Below are 16,674 nucleotides of genomic sequence, written 5' to 3'. Positions count from 1 at the left end.
GACCGGCTGTCACGGAGTGACCTCCGCCCGGTCGATGCTGACGAAGGCCGCGCCCGCGTCGGCGTTCTTCTCGCCGGTCACGCGCACCTTTACGGTGTGCGGGCCCGGGTCCAGCTTCGGGCTGACCCACTGCAGCTCCTCGCCGACGCGCGGCTTGCCGTAGTAGTCGACGCGCTGTTCCTCGCCGCCGTCGACGGAGATGGCGGCGATGCCGTTGCCGGTGTCCTTCACCGAGAGCAGGGCGAGTTGGGTGCCGGTGAAGTGGAAGGTGGCGGTGGCGTCCTTCTCCTGGCTCCAGTGGTCGTTGCCGGCGTAGCACTGCACGCCGCACTGGGAGCCGGAGTTCCAGTTGCCGGTGTAGGAGACCTGGAGGTCGCCGGTGCCCTCGTCGGTGTCGTTGATGACCTTGGTGCCCGGGCCCGGGTCGCCGGCGGGGAGGTCGAGGGCGGTGCCGAGGGCCGCGGGGCGGCCGAGGTCCGGCTTGCCGTCGGCCGTCCAGCCGATCTTCTGGATCCGGGTGGTGCGCCAGCTGTATGTGTACGTCGAGGTGTTCTTGGCGTGGTAGGCGATCCAGTCCTCGGTGCCGTCCGGGGACTTGAAGAAGGAGTGGTGGCCGGGGCCGTAGACGCCGGCCTCGTCATTGCGGGAGAACATCGGGCCCGGCTCCTGCGTCCAGGCGCCGGCGTCCATCGGATTACCGTCCGGGGCGATGGACTTGGACCAGATCGTGTAGTCGGGCTTGCCGGTGTCGCAGGCGGAGTAGGTCAGGTAGAGGCGGCCGTCCTTGTTGTAGAGGGGCGTCGGGCCTTCGCGGACCTCGGGGCAGTTGCCCTCGGCGGGGAGATACATGCGGCCGCCGCTGATGGTCCACGGATTGCTCATCGGAGCGATGAACAGCTGGTTGCCGACGCCGTCATCGCGCTGGCCGCTCCAGGAGAAGTAGAGCTTGCCGCCGAGGGTGAAGGGCTCGCCGTCGATCGCCCAGCGGTCGTTGTTCGGGTCGGCGACCTTGCCCTTGAAGTGGTACGGGCCGAGCGGGTCGGTGCCCTCGGACTCCAGGACATACATCCGGTGCGCGGAGTCGTTGCCGTCGCTGGCGGTGTAGTAGAGGTACCAGCGCTCCTTGCCGTCGACCTCGTACTTGCGCAGGGCCGGGGCCCAGATCTGGGTGTTGCGGGAGGGGTCGGAGTCCTTCCACACCTCGTGCGCCTGGGAGGTGAGGAGGGTGGCGGCGCTCGGCGACTTCCACATGCGGATGGCGTCGCCCTGGGTGGTGGCGGCGTAGTAGTTGCCGTCGTGGTGCACGACGGTGGGGTCGGCGCCGGGGTTGACGGGGTTGCGGAACTGGCCGGCGGCCTTGGCTTTCGCCTTCGCCTTCGCCGTCGCCGTGGAGGCGTCGCCGCCGCCCGTATCGGCGGAGGCGGTGGAGAGGCCGACGCCGGCGGCGACGATCAGCAGACCGGCGGCCAGGGCGGACCAGCGCCTGCGGAGTACAAGTCTCACGTGCGTGCTGCCTTCCTTGCGGTGCCGTGTGGGGTGGTTCGCAGGAGGGTGCTGCTGGCGTGGTTCTATCGGTTATTCCAACGTTGCACAACGGGGCGGGCGTTGACCGGCGGCGTCTCGGTGCGTCCCGGGACGGTCGGCGTGGCGGGACGGTGGGCGTGCAGGGGCGGTGGGCGTCGGGAGACGGTCGGCTCAGCCGATCGCGTGTCGCATCCAGACGTTCGGCTCCACGTAGACGGCGTAGCCGCGCTCCGGCTCGCAGTGGACCGGGGTGAGGGCGCCCTTCACCTCGATCTCGCCCTGCTTGTCGAACGGGAGGCCGGTCCAGTCGCGCCACTGGGCCAGGGTGCCGGAGACGGTCATGGACGCGGGCGCCACGGAGTCGATCGTCGCGCCGGCGCGGGCGTGGACGCGCAGCCACGGGTCGTGCGGCAGCCCGTCCTCGCGGAGCCGGTAGGCGTACTCGGTCATCGGCGTCCGCGGCTCGCGGTGCTTGGCGCTGGGGCGGACCGGAGCGACCACCTCGCGGAAGCCGAGCCGGGCGGCGTTGTCGCGCATCGCCGCCAGCATCCGCCCGGACAGCCCGCGCCCCTGCGCGCCGGCGGAGATCGCGATCTCCAGCGCGCTGACCGTGTCGGGCCGTACGCCGCCGCGCTGGTCCTGGAACGCCCAGATCAGCACCTGGTCCCAGCCTCGCCCGGGGAGCGCCCCGCGGCCGTCCATGTCGAGCGCGAACGGCACCGAGAAGGCGCGGGCCACGACCGCACCGCTCCTGGCGTTCGTGGCCACGAGCACGAACTCCGGGAAGTGCTTGGGCACCCGGCCGAAGTGCGCGTCGCCCACGGGGTCCTGGATCACGAACTCCGGCCAGGTGGTGTCGAGCCCCCACATCACCGGCGCGAGCTCCGGCCGCTCGGCGAGGGTGCTGATCTCGAGGTCCATGCGCCGGAGTCTAGGCGCGCCTCGCACGCCTCCACCGGGGGGCGGGGGTGGCGGGCGCAGACTGGGGCGATGGCAGAACGATCACTTCACCGGACGGCCGGTGCGCCGCCGGATGTCCGGGTGCCCCTGCTGATCCGCTTCGGCAGCCACGCGTGGCTGCTGCCGGCTCTGCTGTACGGGACGATCATGCTGATCGGCCTCTGCACCCCTCCCTCCGTCCAGATGGGGAACTGGCTGGTACTGGTGCCCTTCGTGGCCGCGGCGGTGTGCTCGCCGGCGGCGACGGCGGCCCTCGGCGTCCTGGTCGTCGCCACGAACCGGCTCGTGAACGCCACCTGGCCGACCGCCCATCTGCGCCCCGAGGACTTCGCGCTGGAGATCGCGGCTGTCCTGGTCGCGACGGTGGTGGCGGCGCTGCGCGTGCAGGCCCGCGACTACACCGAGCGGGTGCAGAGCGCGGCGAAGGCCACCCGGCAGGTGGTGCTGCGGCCGGTCCCGCCCGGGTGGGGCGGGGTGGACTCCGCGGCGCGCTATCTGGCGGCCAACGTCGAGGCTCAGGTCGGCGGCGACTTCTACGACGTGGTGGACTCCCCGCACGGGGCGCGGGTGCTGCTGGGCGACGTACAGGGCAAGGGGCTTCCCGCGGTGTCCACGGCGGCGTCCCTGGTGGGGACCTTCCGCGAGGTGGGCTGGCACGAGGCGGATCTGGCCACCGTGGCCGCGCGGCTGGAGCACCGGCTGGGCCGGCAGAACAGGCTGCAGGCACAGCTCGGGGAGACCGAGGAGCGGTTCGCCACCGCGGTCGTGATCGCCTTTCCGCATGATGGTTCCTCCCACATCGACATGCTCAACTTCGGTCATGAGGGCCCGCTGGTCATCGGCGGTCGCGAGGCCGGGGTGCGGCGGCTGCCGCAGGAGCAGGGGCCGCCGCTGGGCATGGCCGAGCTCGCCGGCGGCCTGCCGTCCGTGCGCCGCGTCGCCCTCGGCCGGGACGAGACCGTGCTGCTGGTCACGGACGGGGTGACCGAAGCCCGGGACAGGGCCGGGGAGTTCTTTCCGCTGCGCCGCTGGCTCGAGGGGGTCGCTGCCGACCACCCCGCGGGCATCGCGCCGGCCGCCCTGCTGCCGCTGCTCGTCGAGGCCGTCCTAAACCACACGGACGGGCACCTCTCCGACGATGCCGCGCTGCTCGCGGTACGGGTGGCGTCCGCGGAAGGCATCGGTACGTCGGCGGGAGGCGCCGGTACGTCCGCGGAAGACGCCGGCCCGCCCGCGGGAGGCGCCGGCGCGGCCACGTAAAGAGGTCGTCCTCGGCGGCTACACCTTGCCTATCCCCAACGTCGTCTCCGACGGGAGCAGACCGGAACCGAGCACGGTGACCCACGGGGTGCCGAGCAGCTCGACCAGCCGGTCCGCCTCCCCGGCCGTGAGCGCTTCCCAGGGGCCGGCGGCGAGCTCGTCCGTGCGCCGCTCCACCTCCTGCCGCAGTGCACGCCCGGCCTCCGTGGCCGTACCGTCCGCGGGGTCGACCAGGCCGCGCGCGACCAGCCGGGCCCACGCGGCCGCCCACTGCCCGGCGCTCCAGCCACGGCTCTCGAAGCGCCCCTCCGAGGCGGCGCCTATCGCAGCGAAGGACACCAGCGCCTCGGTGCCGTCGAGACCGGCGGCGAGCAGCGCCGCCAGGTGGCCGTCGCCGCGGTGCTCGCGCAGCACATTCGCCGCGTGCCAGAGCTGCAGGTGCGCCGGCTCCGGCCAGGGCAGCGCCTGGTTGGCCGCCGCGAGCGGCCGCCCGGCGACGTCCGCCGCCTCGGCGGCGCGGCGCAGGAGCCGGGCGGCCTCGGCGAACTCCGGCCCTTCGAGGACCTCGTCGCCGAAGACGGTCCGGTACGTGCGGTCGACGGCGCGCTCGCGGGCGGCGAGGACGTCGGCGGGGGACGCGGTGGTCCAGGCGTCGCCGACGTATTCCTCGACCATCGCCGGGTTGAAGCTGTAGAAGGTGGCGCTCACCAGCGCGGGCCCCACCGGTCCGAGCGGCGCGGCGCGATACGGGAAGTAGCTGGGCCACCGCGGCTCGGCCTTGAAGCCGAGCGCCTCGGCCTCCGCGAAGGCCTCGGGGGCGTAGTAGTACACGGCGCACAGCGGCTCGGTCAGGTGCCACAGCTGCCGGACCTTGGCCGTTTCGATCGACATCGCGGTCTCCTCACCTCGAGCCATCTTGTCGCTGACTAGTTTGCCGCGCAGCTGTGCAACTTGTCAATGACTAGATTTGCCGTACGCTGGAACCCATGGCCAACCGCTCGACGTATCACCACGGCGACCTGCGCAGATCCGTCCTGAAGGCCGCCGTCGAAGTCATCACGCAGCAGGGCCCCGACGCTCTTAGCCTCCGCGACCTGGCCCGCCGCGCCGGCGTCTCCCACGCCGCCCCCGCCCACCACTTCGGCGACCGCGCGGGCCTGCTCACCGCGCTCGCCGTCGAGGGGCATCAGCTGCTCGCCACCTCCCTCGGCGAGGCGGCAGGGCTCCGCGAGATGGGCATGCGCTACGTCCGCTTCGCGGCCGACCACCCCGCGCACTTCCAGGTGATGTTCCGCCCGGACCTGATCCGCCCCGACGACCCGGAGTTCACCCTCGCGCAGGCCCTCACGGCCGAGCGCCTGCGCAAGGGGGTGGCCTCACTACCGCAGCCGGACACCGCCGACGCCCGCCTGACCGGCATCGCCGCCTGGTCCCTCGCCCACGGCTTCGCCACGCTGCTGCTCAGCGGCAGCCTGAGCGATCCGATCGGGGCGCAGGACGCGGTGGACTACTTCGGGCACGTAGCGGACCAGACGTTCAGGACCTAGGTCCCGCCCATAGGAGACCTTTTCCGGGGTCGGCCGGGATCCGCCCGCATGGAAGATCGAGGGCGGCATCTCACTGCCATGCTCACCCCGGGGGACGCACGAAAGGGCGCACACTCCTATGACCACCCCTCCCACGCCCCCACAGCCCTGGCACGACGCCAACGGACAGTGGCAGCCCCATCCCCCGCAACAGCCGGGTGGCCCCTGGCACCAACCGCAGCCCGGCATGCCCGGTGGCCCGGTACCGCCTCAGGGCCAGACGCCACATCCGAAGAAGAAGAAGCGTCGTGGCCTCAAGACCGCCATCGCCGCGATCGTCGTCCTGGCGGTGGGCAGCGCAATCGCCAGCAGTGGCGATGATGGCGCCGAGGCGGAGGACAAGCCCGCTGCCGACGCCGGTGAGCCCGCGGGCAAGGGTTCGGACAACGCCGACGCACCCGCCAAGGCCCCCGAGCGGGCGAAGAAAAAGGCCGACATCGAGGGCGACGGCATGTTCGAGGTCGGCGCCGATGTCAAGCCCGGAACGTACAGGTCCACCGGCGGCAGCCTCTGCTACTGGCAGCGCTCGAAGTCCGCGGACGGCGGCTTCGATTCGATCATCGCGAACGAGAACGCCACTGGTCAGACCTACGTGACCATCCTGGCGAGCGACAAGTACTTCGAGAGCAAGCGCTGCGGCGACTGGGAGCGCGTCAGTGACGCGCAGCAGGGCGCGCCGAAGAGCAGCATGGCCGGCGACGGCATGTACAAGGTCGGGACGGACATCCAGCCCGGCACGTACAAGTCCACCGGCGGCAGCGGTTGCTACTGGGAGCGGTCGAAGGACGCCCTGTCCGGCATGGGCTCGATCCTGGCGAATGACAACCCCACCGGCACCACGATCGTCACGATCAGCGGCAGCGACGGCTACTTCAAGAGCAACCGCTGCGGCGAGTGGAAGAAGTCCTGACACCAGGGGCGCGATCTGGCGGCCATAGGACCGGCCGCCAGATCATCGCCGTCTGATTTCCGCGGGCTCCCGCCCGCCGGCTCAGAGCCCGAATTCCTGCGGGTTCACGCCCAGCGCGGCGCAGGCCTCGCGCAGCACCTGCTCCTCCGCCGGGGCGATGTAGCCGTCCGCGCCGGCGACGACGAAGCCGGTCTGTACGACGGCCTTCGCCTCGGTCGGCTTCTTCGAGGCCTTGGCGATTTCCTGCATGACCTGGGTCTTGCCCTGCTGGAAGTTGAAGGACAGCTGGTCGACGTGCTTGTTGAAGCGCGTCCGCAGCTGCTCCGGCGGGAAGTTCTGCAGGACGTCGTTCTGCAGGATCAGGTTCTCCACGTGCTGCCGCTCGGCCGGGTCCACCGTCCCGTCGGCGGCCGCGACCAAGGCGCACATGGCCATGCTGGCGTCCCGGTACGCACCGCTCTTGAGCTCCGTCTTCAGCGACCCGAGCTGGGACTTCAGAACGCCCACGAGCTGAGCCTTCGACGACCCCCCGCGGGAGCCGGACGACCCGGAACCCGGCCGCCCGTGACCACCGGAGCTCCGGCCCCCCTGGACCTGCTTGAGGGCCTGCTCCTTGATCCGGTCGAACATCGCCATCCGTGACACCTCGGCTACTCGATCGTTCGTCAGCGCACACTCCGCACGCTGCTTTACCAACGCATTACCTACCCCGGAAGTTCCGGAGCATTACAGCATTACGCCCCGACCACCGACGCCAGGAACTCCCCGACCCACCCCAGCAGCTCCCGCCCCACCACCGGCTTGCCGCCGATGGTCTTCGGCACCGGGCGCGGCACCAGCACCTGCTTGGTCCCCGCCTTCACCACCGACCGCGGATACAGCCGCTTCAGCCGCAGCTCCTGCGACTCGCGCAGCTCCACCGGCGCGAACCGGATGTTGTTGCCCTGCAGCACGATCTCCGTCACGCCGCACGCCCGCGCCAGCATCCGCAGCCCCGCCACCAGCAGCAGGTTCTCCACCGGCTCGGGCAGCGGGCCGTAGCGGTCCGTCAGCTCCTCCCGTACCGCCTTGATGTCCTCCTCCGTATTGGCGGAGGCGATCGAGCGGTACGCCTGCAGCCGCAGCCGCTCGCCGGGGGCGTAGTCGTGCGGGACGTGCGCGTCGACCGGGAGCTCGATCTTGACCTCCAGCGGCGGCTCCTCCTCGACGCCGCCCTCCAGCGAGGCGCGGTAGTCGGCCACCGCCTCGCCGACCATGCGCACATAGAGGTCGAAGCCGACGCCCGCGATGTGACCGGACTGCTCGCCGCCGAGCAGATTGCCCGCGCCGCGGATCTCCAGGTCCTTCATAGCCACATACATGCCGGCGCCCATCTCCGTGTGCTGCGCGATGGTCGCGAGCCGCTCGTGCGCCGTCTCCGTCAGCGGCTTCTCCGGCGGGTAGAGGAAGTACGCGTAACCGCGCTCCCGGCCACGCCCCACGCGCCCCCGCAGCTGGTGCAGCTGCGACAGGCCGAAGGTGTCGCCGCGCTCCACGATCAAGGTATTCGCATTGGAGATGTCGATCCCCGACTCGACGATCGTCGTCGAGACCAGCACGTCGAAACGCTTCTCCCAGAAGTCGACCACGACCTGCTCGAGCGCCGACTCCGACATCTGCCCGTGCGCCGTGGCGATCCGGGCCTCCGGGACGATCTGCCGCAGCCGCGCCGCCGCCCGGTCGATCGACTCCACCCGGTTGTGGATGTAGAAGACCTGGCCCTCGCGGAGCAGTTCGCGCCGGATCGCCGCGCCGATCTGCTTCTCCTCGTACGGGCCGACAAAGGTCAGCACGGGGTGCCGCTCCTCCGGCGGGGTGGTGATCGTGGACATCTCGCGGATGCCCGTGACCGCCATCTCCAGCGTCCGCGGGATCGGGGTCGCGGACATCGTCAGCACGTCCACATTCGCGCGCAGCTTCTTCAGCTGCTCCTTGTGCTCGACGCCGAAGCGCTGCTCCTCGTCGACGATGACGAGGCCCAGGTCCTTGAACTTGGTCTCGGAGGAGAACAGCCGGTGGGTGCCGATGACGACATCGACCGACCCCTCCCGCAGCCCCTCCAGGACCGCCTTCGCCTCCGTGTCGGACTGGAAGCGGCTCAGCGCCTTCACCGACACCGGGAACTGCGAGTAGCGCTCGGAGAAGGTGCCCATGTGCTGCTGCACCAGCAGCGTCGTCGGTACGAGCACGGCCACCTGCTTGCCGTCCTGCACCGCCTTGAAGGCGGCCCGTACCGCGATCTCCGTCTTGCCGTAGCCGACGTCGCCGCAGATCAGGCGGTCCATCGGGATCGCCTTCTCCATGTCCTCCTTCACCTCGGTGATGGTGGACATCTGGTCCGGCGTCTCCACATACGGGAAGGCGTCCTCCAGCTCGCGCTGCCAGGGCGTGTCCGCGCCGAAGGTGTGGCCGGGGGCGGCCATGCGCGCCGAGTAGAGCTTGATCAGGTCAGCGGCGATCTCCTTGACCGCCTTCTTCGCCCGCGCCTTGGTCTTGGCCCAGTCGGAGCCGCCGAGGCGGTGCAGGGTCGGGGCCTCGCCGCCGACGTACTTGGTGATCTGCTCGAGCTGGTCGGTGGGGATGTAGAGGCGGTCGCCGGGCTGGCCGCGCTTGGCGGGGGCGTACTCGACGACCAGGTATTCGCGGGTGGCGCCCTGGACCGTGCGCTGCACCATCTCGATGTAGCGGCCGACGCCGTGCTGCTCGTGCACGATGTAGTCGCCGGACTGGAGGGTGAGCGGGTCGATGGTCTTGCGGCGGCGGGACGGCATCCGGGTGCCGTCCTTGCCGGCCGCCTTCTGGCCGGTGAGGTCGGTCTCGGTGAGGACGGAGAGCTTGAGGTCCGGCGCTACGAAGCCGTTGTCGATCGAGGCGCAGGAGACGTGCACCACCGAAGGCGCGATCTCGGCGAGGTCGGCGTCGAGCCGGGCGGCGATGCCCTCGCCGCCGAGGACCTCGACGGTGCGCTCGGCGGGGCCGTGGCCCTCGGTCACGTAGACGACGCGCCAGCCGTCGGCGAGCCACTGCTTGGTGTCGGCGAGGGCGCGGGCGGTGTCGCCGCGGTACATCTCCGGGGCGTGCAGGCCGAGTTTGAGGGTGTCGCCATCGATGTCGACCTCGTCGGCGGCGAAGGGCGAGACGGACCACCACATCATGCCGAGGTCCGCGGCCCGGTCGCGGACGTCCGCGATGCCCCAGAGGGAGGCGGCGTCGACGTCGATCGGCGCCTTGCCGCCGCCGGCGGTGGCGGCCCAGGAGGCCTGCAGGAACTCCTGCGAGGTGGCCACGAGGTCGGCGGCTCGGGTCCGCACCCGCTCGGGGTCGCAGACGACGGCCATGGAGCGGACGGGGAGGACGTCGAGGAGCAGCTCCATGTCGTCGACGAGGACGGGCGCCAGGGACTCCATGCCCTCGACGGCGATCCCCTCGGCGATCTTCCCGAGCAGCTCGCCGAGCTCGGGGTGCTGCTCGGCGAGGGCGGCGGCCCGCTCCCGTACGTCCTCGGTGAGCAGCAGCTCGCGGCAGGGCGGCGCCCACAGGCCGTGCTCGGCGACCTCGAGGGAGCGCTGGTCGGCGACCTTGAAGTAACGGATCTCCTCGACGTCGTCGCCCCAGAACTCGATCCGGAGCGGGTGCTCCTCGGTCGGCGGGAAGACGTCGAGGATGCCGCCGCGGACGGCGAATTCGCCGCGCTTCTCGACCAGCTCGACGCGCTGGTACGCGGCGGCGCCGAGGGCATCGACGATCTCGACGAGGTCGGCGCTCTGGCCGGTCTTCAGGCTGACCGGCTCCAGGTCGCCGAGGCCCTTGACCTGCGGCTGCAGCACGGATCGTACGGGCGCGACGACCACCGACACCGGACCCGCGGTCGGGTCGTCGGCGGCCGGGTGGGCGAGCCGGCGCAGCACCGCGAGGCGGCGGCCGACGGTGTCGGAGCGGGGGGAGAGCCGCTCGTGCGGCAGCGTCTCCCAGGACGGGTATTCGACGACGCCGTCCGGCGGCAGCAGCGACCGCAGCGCCGCGGCCAGGTCCTCGGCCTCGCGTCCGGTGGCGGTCACGGCGAGCACGGGGCGCTCGGCGCGAGCGGCCAGCGCGGCGATGGCGAAGGGCCGGGCGGCGGGCGGGCCGACCAGGTCGACATGCATGCGGTGGCCGTCGGCGGCGGCCTTCACCGCCTCGTCGAGAGCGGCATCGTGCCGTACGGCATCGAGCAGACCGTGCAGGCTCATGGCTGGCTGTTTCCGTCCCGGGGTGGCGTCAAGAAACGCTCGCGGGGCATGCGCGAACGGCCCGAGCCGTCGAACGACCCGGGGGTGTTCCAGCGTACGACGCCCCGCCGACAGGGGGCGCCGGGACGGAAAACAGGGGGCGCGGCCACGGACGGGTGACCTGCGTACCGTTTCGCATACAGAGCGTAACCGGCATGCCTACGGTCGCTACCGCGTGTAAGTAGCGCGCTATCGGAGGAGCGGCATGCCAGCTAGCATTAGTCCAGTTAGTCCATGTGCGAGCGAGGGCGAGGCGGCAGCCATGGAAGCAGCCCGGCAGTACAACGTCCACGAGGCCAAGACCCACTTCTCCCGGATCCTCGAGCAGGTCGCCAACGGCGAGGAAGTCGTCATCAGCAAGGCCGGGGAGCCGGTGGCGAAGGTGGTGCCGCTGCGCCCGAAGGTCAAGCGCACGGGACGCGGTTCGCTGCGCGGCCGGATCCACATCCACGACGACTTCGACGACATGCCCGAGGGCTGGGAGGAGTACTTCGGGAGGGACGCCGAGTGAAGCTCCTGCTCGACACCCACGTCCTCCTGTGGTGGCTCCAGGACTCCGATCAGCTGGGAGAGGGCGTCAAGGATCTCCTGGACACCGAGCCGCGCATCTACCTCAGCGCGGTGACGCCTTGGGAGATCGCCCTCAAGAAGTCCCTGGGGAAGCTGGACGGGGACGATGATCTCGCCGAGCAGGCGCGGGACAGCCAGTTCACGCCACTACCCGTAACCGCCGGCCATGGAGTGCGCAGCGGTCGGCTGCCGCTCCACCACCGGGACCCGTTCGACCGCTTGCTCATCGCTCAAGCGCAGACCGAGGGGATGACGCTGGTGACCCGGGACCGGTTGATCCCGAAGTACGACGTCCAAGTCATGCCCGTCTGACACAGGCGACAAGGCAACGGCCCGGCACGCCCCCCGAGGGATTCGTGCCGGGCCTCGCCTGTCCGCCGTCGTGCGGCCGCTACTCCGTCGCGATGGCGTTCAGGACGTTCATCCGGCCGGCCCGGAAGGCCGGGAAGAGGGCGGCCAGGATGCCGACCAGGGCCGAGCCCGCGAAGACCCAGGCGATCGTCGGCCAGGGGATGTCCAGGACCTTCAGGCCCTCCAGGGCCAGGAGCTGCTGGGCCGTCGCGCCCCAGGCCATGCCCAGGCCCACGCCCAGGACCGCGCCGAAGATCGCGATCACCACCGATTCGAGGCGGATCATGCGGCGCAGCTGGCGCCGCGACAGGCCGATCGCCCGCATCAGGCCGATCTCCCGGGTCCGCTCGACGACCGACAGCGCCAGGGTGTTCACCACGCCCAGGACGGCGACGATGATCGCGAGGGCCAGGAGGCCGTTCACCAGGTTGAGCATCTGGCCGACCTGGTCCTTCAGCTGCTGCTTGTAGTCGGCCTGGTCGCGGACCTCGTACTGCGGATACGGCTTGAGGTCCTTCTTCAGCGCCGCGTAAGCCGCGTCCGCCTGGCCCTCCTTCGCCTTGGCCGTGATCATCTCGCTCGTACGCATCTCCGCCGCCGGCAGATAGCGCGCCGCCGTCGCGACCGAGAGATACTTCGCGCCCTTGTCGAGCGCCACGTCCGAGGACGTGATCGCCGCCAGCTTCAGCGTGCCCGTACGGCCGTCCTTGAAGGACACCTCGATCGAGTCGCCGACCTTCACCCCGTGCTTCTTCGCGAAGTTCTGGTCCACCGACATGGCGTTCGTGCCGTACGCGGCCTTCAGCGAGCCCGCCACCGTCTCGACCCGCAGGTCGTCGGCGTAGGTCGGCGAGGCCGCGTTGACATCGGTCCCGACCTTCTTGCCGCTGGGCAGCTTCAGGTCCGCTTCGAGGATCTTGACCTCGGATACGTGCGCCAGCTGCGGCACGTCCTTCATGGCCTGCGCGGCCTCCGGGTGGATCGCCTTGCCCATGTTCGACTGGACGATGAAGTCCGCGCCCACCGACTTGTCCAGCTCGTCCGTGGCCGAGGCCACCATCGACGAGCCGACCACCGACAGGCAGGCCACCAGCGCCAGGCCGATCATCAGGGCCGAGGCGGTGGCGCCGGTGCGGCGCGGGTTGCGCAGCGCGTTGCGCTCCGCCATCCGTCCGACCGGGCCGAAGACCCGCAGCACGCCCGCGCTGATGATCCGTACGACCACACCCGCGAGCACCGGGCCGAAGACGATGAAGCCGAGCAGGCTCAGCAGCACGCCGCCCGCCAGGAACATCGAGCCGTCCGCCGCCTTGTCCGCCTGCGACGCCTGCCACAGGCCGGCCGCGCCGCCCGCGATCAGCAGCAGCCCGAGCACCGTACGGACCGCGCCGGCCTTGCGGTCGCCGGGGGTGCCGGCGTCGCGCAGGGCGGCCATCGGGGAGACCTTCGCCGCCCGGCGGGCCGGGAGATACGCGGCGATGACCGTGACGACGACGCCGAGGACCACGCCGATCACCGGGGTGGTGGTCTTGATGGTCAGGTCCGCGGTGGAGAGGTTCATGCCCGCCGAGGACATCAGCTTCATCAGGCCGATGGCGATGCCGATGCCGGCGCCGACGCCGAGCACCGAGCCGGTGACGCCGAGCAGCAGCGCCTCGGTGAGGACGGACCGGTTGATCTGCTTACGGCTGGAGCCGAGGGCCCGCAGCAGGCCGATCTCGCGGGTGCGCTGGGCGACCAGCATCGAGAAGGTGTTGACGATGAGGAAGATGCCGACCAGGACGGCGATCCCGGCGAAGCCGAGCATCGCGTACTTCATGACGTCGAGGAAGCCGCCGACGTCGTTCTTGCCCTCCTCGATGACCTGCGCCTTCGTCAGCACCTTGTACGTGCCGGCGCCACCCAGCTCCGCGGCGACGTTCTTCTTCAGCAGCTCATTGGTGAAGCCCGGCTCCGCCGTGACCATCAGGGTCGAGTACGCGTCCGGCTTGCCGAGCAGCTTGGCCTGGGCAGTGGCGGTGTCGAAGTAGACGACCGTGGCGCCCGGGTTGGTGGCCTTGAACTCCGCGATGCCGACGACCTTCGCGGTGAAGGAGCCGGGGCCCGCGATCGTACGGATGGTGTCGCCGAGCTGCACGTCGTGCTTGTCGGCGGCGTCCTTGTCGATCATCACCTGGTCGGGGCCGCGCGGGGCGTTGCCGGAGGCGATGGCGACGGACTTCCGCTCCGCCCGGTCCCAGTTGGTGGCGATGGTGGGGGCGCCGGTGGTGGAGCCGAGGTTGTCGTTGTCGCTGTTGGCGACGGTCACGCTGGCGTCGACGACGTCGCCCTCGACCGACTTCACGCCCTTGATCCCGGCGACCTTCTCGAGGTCGGCGGCGGGCAGCGTGCGCTGCGGCTTGTCGCCCTCGGCCTGCTCCTCGGCGTTCTGGCCCGCCGGGGAGACCTGCACGTCGGCGGAGGTGGAGTTGAAGAGCCGGTCGAAGGTCGAGGTCGCGGTGTCGGAGAAGACGAGGGTGCCGCACACGAACGCCACCGACAGCATCACCGCGATGGCCGAGAGCGCCATCCGGCCCTTGTGCGCAAAGAAGTTGCGCATGGAGGTCTTGAAGACGGTCATGGCTCAGGCCACCCGCCCACGGGCGTCGAACGACTTCATGCGGTCGAGGACCTGCTCGGCGGTGGGGCTGCGCATCTCGTCGACGATCCGGCCGTCGGCGAGATAGAGCACCCGGTCCGCGTACGAGGCGGCCACCGGGTCGTGCGTCACCATCACGATCGTCTGCGCCAGCTCGTCGACCGAGCGGCGCAGGAAGCCGAGCACCTCGGCGCCGGCGCGGGAGTCGAGGTTGCCGGTCGGCTCGTCGCCGAAGATGATCTCCGGCCGGGCGGCGAGGGCGCGGGCCACCGCGACGCGCTGCTGCTGACCGCCGGAGAGCTGGGAGGGCCGGTGCTTCAGCCGGTCGGCGAGGCCGACCGTGTCCACGACGCGCTGCAGCCACTGCTTGTCCGGCTTGCGGCCTGCGATGTCCATGGGGAGCGTGATGTTCTCGATCGCGTTCAGCGTCGGGAGCAGGTTGAACGCCTGGAAGATGAAGCCGATCCGGTCCCGGCGCAGCTGGGTGAGCTTCTTGTCCTTCAGCCCCGTGACCTCGGTCTCGTCGATCCAGATCCGGCCGGACGTCACCGTGTCGAGCCCGGCCAGGCAGTGCATCAGGGTCGACTTGCCGGAGCCGGAGGGCCCCATGATCGCCGTGAACTGCCCGCGGGCGATGTCCACATCGACGTTGTCCAGCGCGACTACGCGGGTCTCCCCCGTGCCGTACGCCTTGGTCACCTGCCGCGCTTGAGCTGCGACGGCCGTGCGCGTCGCTACAGCCGTGGTCACAGTCTGTCTCCTCTGTCGAGTGTGGTTGGGCGCTTCTGTCGAGTGGTTGGGCGCTTCGCGTCTGAGTCTGCTGATCCGGGGCGCCGAAATCGCTGGGGCCAGGCGCCGACTTGAGCTGGGGCTAACCCCACCCCGCGGCGTACGGCCCGCCCCCTCATGCGCCTTGACCAGGCTAGGAAGGGCGGGCGGTCCGGCTCGTCGGCCGTGAGAGGGAGCGGTCCCGGGTCCGCCGGGTTGGGGCTCCCTTAGGGGAAGCCCGGCCCATCAGTGGAAAGATGTGGAGGGCACCTAACCAGGAGGGGTCCGTGAGCAGGGGGTACTTCAAGCCCGCGTGGCGTATGAGAGCGGGCGGCACTGCGGAGCGCGATGAGTCGGCACCGAGCGGGCGGCGGCTCGTAGTAGCGGCGCTCATGCTCTCGATGGCGCTCGCCGCCCTCGAGGGCACCATCGTCGCGACCGCCGTCCCGCAGATCGTCGCCGACCTGGGCGGCTTCTCGGTCTTCTCCTGGATCTTCTCCGGCTACATGCTGGCGGTGACGGTCACGCTCCCCGTGTACGGAAAGCTGGCGGACACCTTCGGCCGCAAACCCGTACTCATATCGGGCATTTCGGTCTTCCTCCTCGGGTCTCTGCTCAGCGCCGGCGCGTGGAACATGGGTGTGCTGATCGCCTTCCGCATCCTGCAGGGCCTGGGCGGTGGCGCGATCCAGGGGACGGTGCAGACGATCGCCGCGGATCTCTATCCGCTGAAGCAACGCCCCAAGATCCAGGCCGCGATGTCCACGGTCTGGGCGACTTCGGCCGTCGCGGGCCCGGCGCTCGGCGGCCTCCTCGCCGGTTACGCGGACTGGCGCTGGATCTTCCTGGTGAACCTGCCGTTCGGCGTGGTCGCGCTGTGGCTGATCGCGCGCCACTTCCGGGAGGCGCCGCGCGAGCACGTGGGCCCGCCCCGTATCGACTGGCCCGGCGCCCTCGCGGTCTTCGCTTCCGGCGGGCTGCTGCTCACGGCGCTGGTGCAGGGCGGGGTGGCGTGGGCGTGGGTCTCGGCGCCGTCGCTGCTGCTGTTCGGTGGCAGCGTGGTCGGCCTCGTCGCTGTGGTGCTGATCGAGCGGCGGGCGGCTGAGCCGATCATTCCCGGGTGGGTGTGGCGGCGGCGGACCATCGCGCCGGTGAATGTGGCGCTGTTCTGCCTGGGTCTGCTGATGGTGGCGCCGACGGTGTTCGTACCGACGTACGCCCAGACCGTCCTGGGCCTCGACCCGATACCGGCCGGCTTCGTCCTCTCCGTCATGACACTGAGCTGGCCGGTCTCGGCGGCCCTGTCGAGCAAGGTCTACGGCCGGATCGGCTTCCGCCAGTCGGCGCTGCTGGGCATCGTGCTGGCGGCGGGGGTGCTGGCCGTCTTCCCGCTGCTGCCGTATCCGGGGGAGGCGTGGCAGCCGGCGCTGCTGATGTTCGCGCTGGGGTGGGCCCTGGGGATCTTCCAGCTGCCGCTGATCATCGGCGTGCAGTCGACGGTGGGGTGGGCGGAGCGCGGCACGGCGACGGCATCGGTGCTCTTCAACCGCCAGATCGGACAGAGCGTGGGCGCGGCCCTCTTCGGCGCGGTGGCGAACGCGACGATCGGCGCCCGACTGGCGGAGTCGGGCGCCGGGTTGAACGACGTGGCGGGGGCGGAGGTGAGCGAGCCGGTGCGGAGGGCGGTGGATGCGGCTGTGGATCACATCTTCTGGGGGGCGGCTGCTGCGGCGGTGTTGGCGGCGGTGGCGTTGTTGTGGGCGCCGAAGAAGTTTCCGGTGATTGGGGATTGAGGGTGGG

At 70.8% G+C, this 16,674-nt stretch carries 13 protein-coding genes; 6 read left to right on the top strand and 7 right to left on the bottom strand.

The window, feature by feature from the left end; genetic code table 11:
* Nucleotides 1-9 precede the first annotated feature (9 nt).
* A complete protein-coding gene (locus G5C51_RS20420) occupies nt 10-1,503 on the bottom strand; it encodes a glycoside hydrolase family 43 protein (protein ID WP_338118235.1) in 1,494 nt (497 codons plus the stop codon).
* Nucleotides 1,504-1,695: 192 nt separating this feature from the next.
* Entirely contained in the window at nt 1,696-2,445 is a 750-nt protein-coding gene (locus G5C51_RS20415; RefSeq protein ID WP_165239451.1) for an N-acetyltransferase, read from the bottom strand.
* A gap of 69 nt (nt 2,446-2,514) precedes the next feature.
* Here G5C51_RS20415 and G5C51_RS20410 point away from each other — a divergent pair, with 69 nt between their 5' ends.
* Nucleotides 2,515-3,744 (top strand): PP2C family protein-serine/threonine phosphatase, encoded by a 1,230-nt coding sequence (locus G5C51_RS20410; RefSeq protein ID WP_240929797.1) that lies wholly within the window; start codon nt 2,515-2,517, stop codon nt 3,742-3,744.
* A gap of 18 nt (nt 3,745-3,762) precedes the next feature.
* On the opposite strand, the gene G5C51_RS20405 is transcribed toward G5C51_RS20410, so the two are convergent.
* Nucleotides 3,763-4,659 carry an SCO6745 family protein gene (locus G5C51_RS20405; protein ID WP_206314096.1) on the bottom strand — a complete coding sequence of 299 codons (897 nt, stop codon included), beginning with the start codon at nt 4,657-4,659 and terminating at the stop codon, nt 3,763-3,765.
* Between the two features lie 71 nt (nt 4,660-4,730).
* Here G5C51_RS20405 and G5C51_RS20400 point away from each other — a divergent pair, with 71 nt between their 5' ends.
* Together G5C51_RS20400 and G5C51_RS20395 are read left to right on the top strand one after the other, a co-directional pair.
* On the top strand, nt 4,731-5,291 hold the full coding sequence (locus G5C51_RS20400) for a TetR/AcrR family transcriptional regulator (protein WP_165239447.1): 561 nt from the start codon (nt 4,731-4,733) through the stop codon (nt 5,289-5,291).
* 226 nt (nt 5,292-5,517) lie between these two features.
* Nucleotides 5,518-6,240 carry a hypothetical protein gene (locus tag G5C51_RS20395; protein WP_240929796.1) on the top strand — a complete coding sequence of 241 codons (723 nt, stop codon included), beginning with the start codon at nt 5,518-5,520 and terminating at the stop codon, nt 6,238-6,240.
* 81 nt (nt 6,241-6,321) lie between these two features.
* On the opposite strand, the gene G5C51_RS20390 is transcribed toward G5C51_RS20395, so the two are convergent.
* Nucleotides 6,322-6,876 carry a tellurite resistance TerB family protein gene (locus G5C51_RS20390; protein WP_165239445.1) on the bottom strand — a complete coding sequence of 185 codons (555 nt, stop codon included), beginning with the start codon at nt 6,874-6,876 and terminating at the stop codon, nt 6,322-6,324.
* A gap of 98 nt (nt 6,877-6,974) precedes the next feature.
* Nucleotides 6,975-10,508 (bottom strand): transcription-repair coupling factor, encoded by a 3,534-nt coding sequence (gene mfd, locus G5C51_RS20385; RefSeq protein WP_165239443.1) that lies wholly within the window; start codon nt 10,506-10,508, stop codon nt 6,975-6,977.
* 301 nt (nt 10,509-10,809) lie between these two features.
* Between mfd and G5C51_RS20380 the strand changes: the two genes are divergently transcribed.
* Together G5C51_RS20380 and G5C51_RS20375 are read left to right on the top strand one after the other, a co-directional pair.
* The gene (locus G5C51_RS20380) at nt 10,810-11,058 is read left to right on the top strand and encodes a type II toxin-antitoxin system Phd/YefM family antitoxin (RefSeq protein ID WP_165239441.1); all 249 of its coding nucleotides are present in this window, start codon (nt 10,810-10,812) and stop codon (nt 11,056-11,058) included.
* Nucleotides 11,055-11,429 carry a PIN domain-containing protein gene (locus G5C51_RS20375; protein ID WP_165239439.1) on the top strand — a complete coding sequence of 125 codons (375 nt, stop codon included), beginning with the start codon at nt 11,055-11,057 and terminating at the stop codon, nt 11,427-11,429. The genes G5C51_RS20380 and G5C51_RS20375 overlap by 4 nt, the downstream gene beginning before the upstream one ends.
* A gap of 79 nt (nt 11,430-11,508) precedes the next feature.
* Here G5C51_RS20375 and G5C51_RS20370 read toward each other — a convergent pair whose 3' ends face one another.
* Both G5C51_RS20370 and G5C51_RS20365 read right to left on the bottom strand, forming a co-directional pair.
* Nucleotides 11,509-14,088: an ABC transporter permease gene (locus tag G5C51_RS20370; RefSeq protein ID WP_165239437.1), complete on the bottom strand. Its 2,580-nt coding sequence runs from the start codon at nt 14,086-14,088 to the stop codon at nt 11,509-11,511.
* Between the two features lie 3 nt (nt 14,089-14,091).
* Nucleotides 14,092-14,856, bottom strand: a complete 765-nt coding sequence (locus tag G5C51_RS20365) for an ATP-binding cassette domain-containing protein (protein ID WP_165239435.1) — start codon at nt 14,854-14,856, stop codon at nt 14,092-14,094.
* A 338-nt stretch (nt 14,857-15,194) separates the two neighbouring features.
* Here G5C51_RS20365 and G5C51_RS20360 point away from each other — a divergent pair, with 338 nt between their 5' ends.
* A complete protein-coding gene (locus G5C51_RS20360) occupies nt 15,195-16,667 on the top strand; it encodes an MDR family MFS transporter (protein WP_165239476.1) in 1,473 nt (490 codons plus the stop codon).
* Nucleotides 16,668-16,674: the final 7 nt, after the last annotated feature.

The organism is Streptomyces coryli (assembly GCF_011044975.1).
Taxonomy (GTDB): domain Bacteria; phylum Actinomycetota; class Actinomycetes; order Streptomycetales; family Streptomycetaceae; genus Streptomyces; species Streptomyces coryli.
Note: the sequence above shows the minus strand (reverse complement) of the source record. Positions and strands in the feature narration are given on the sequence as shown.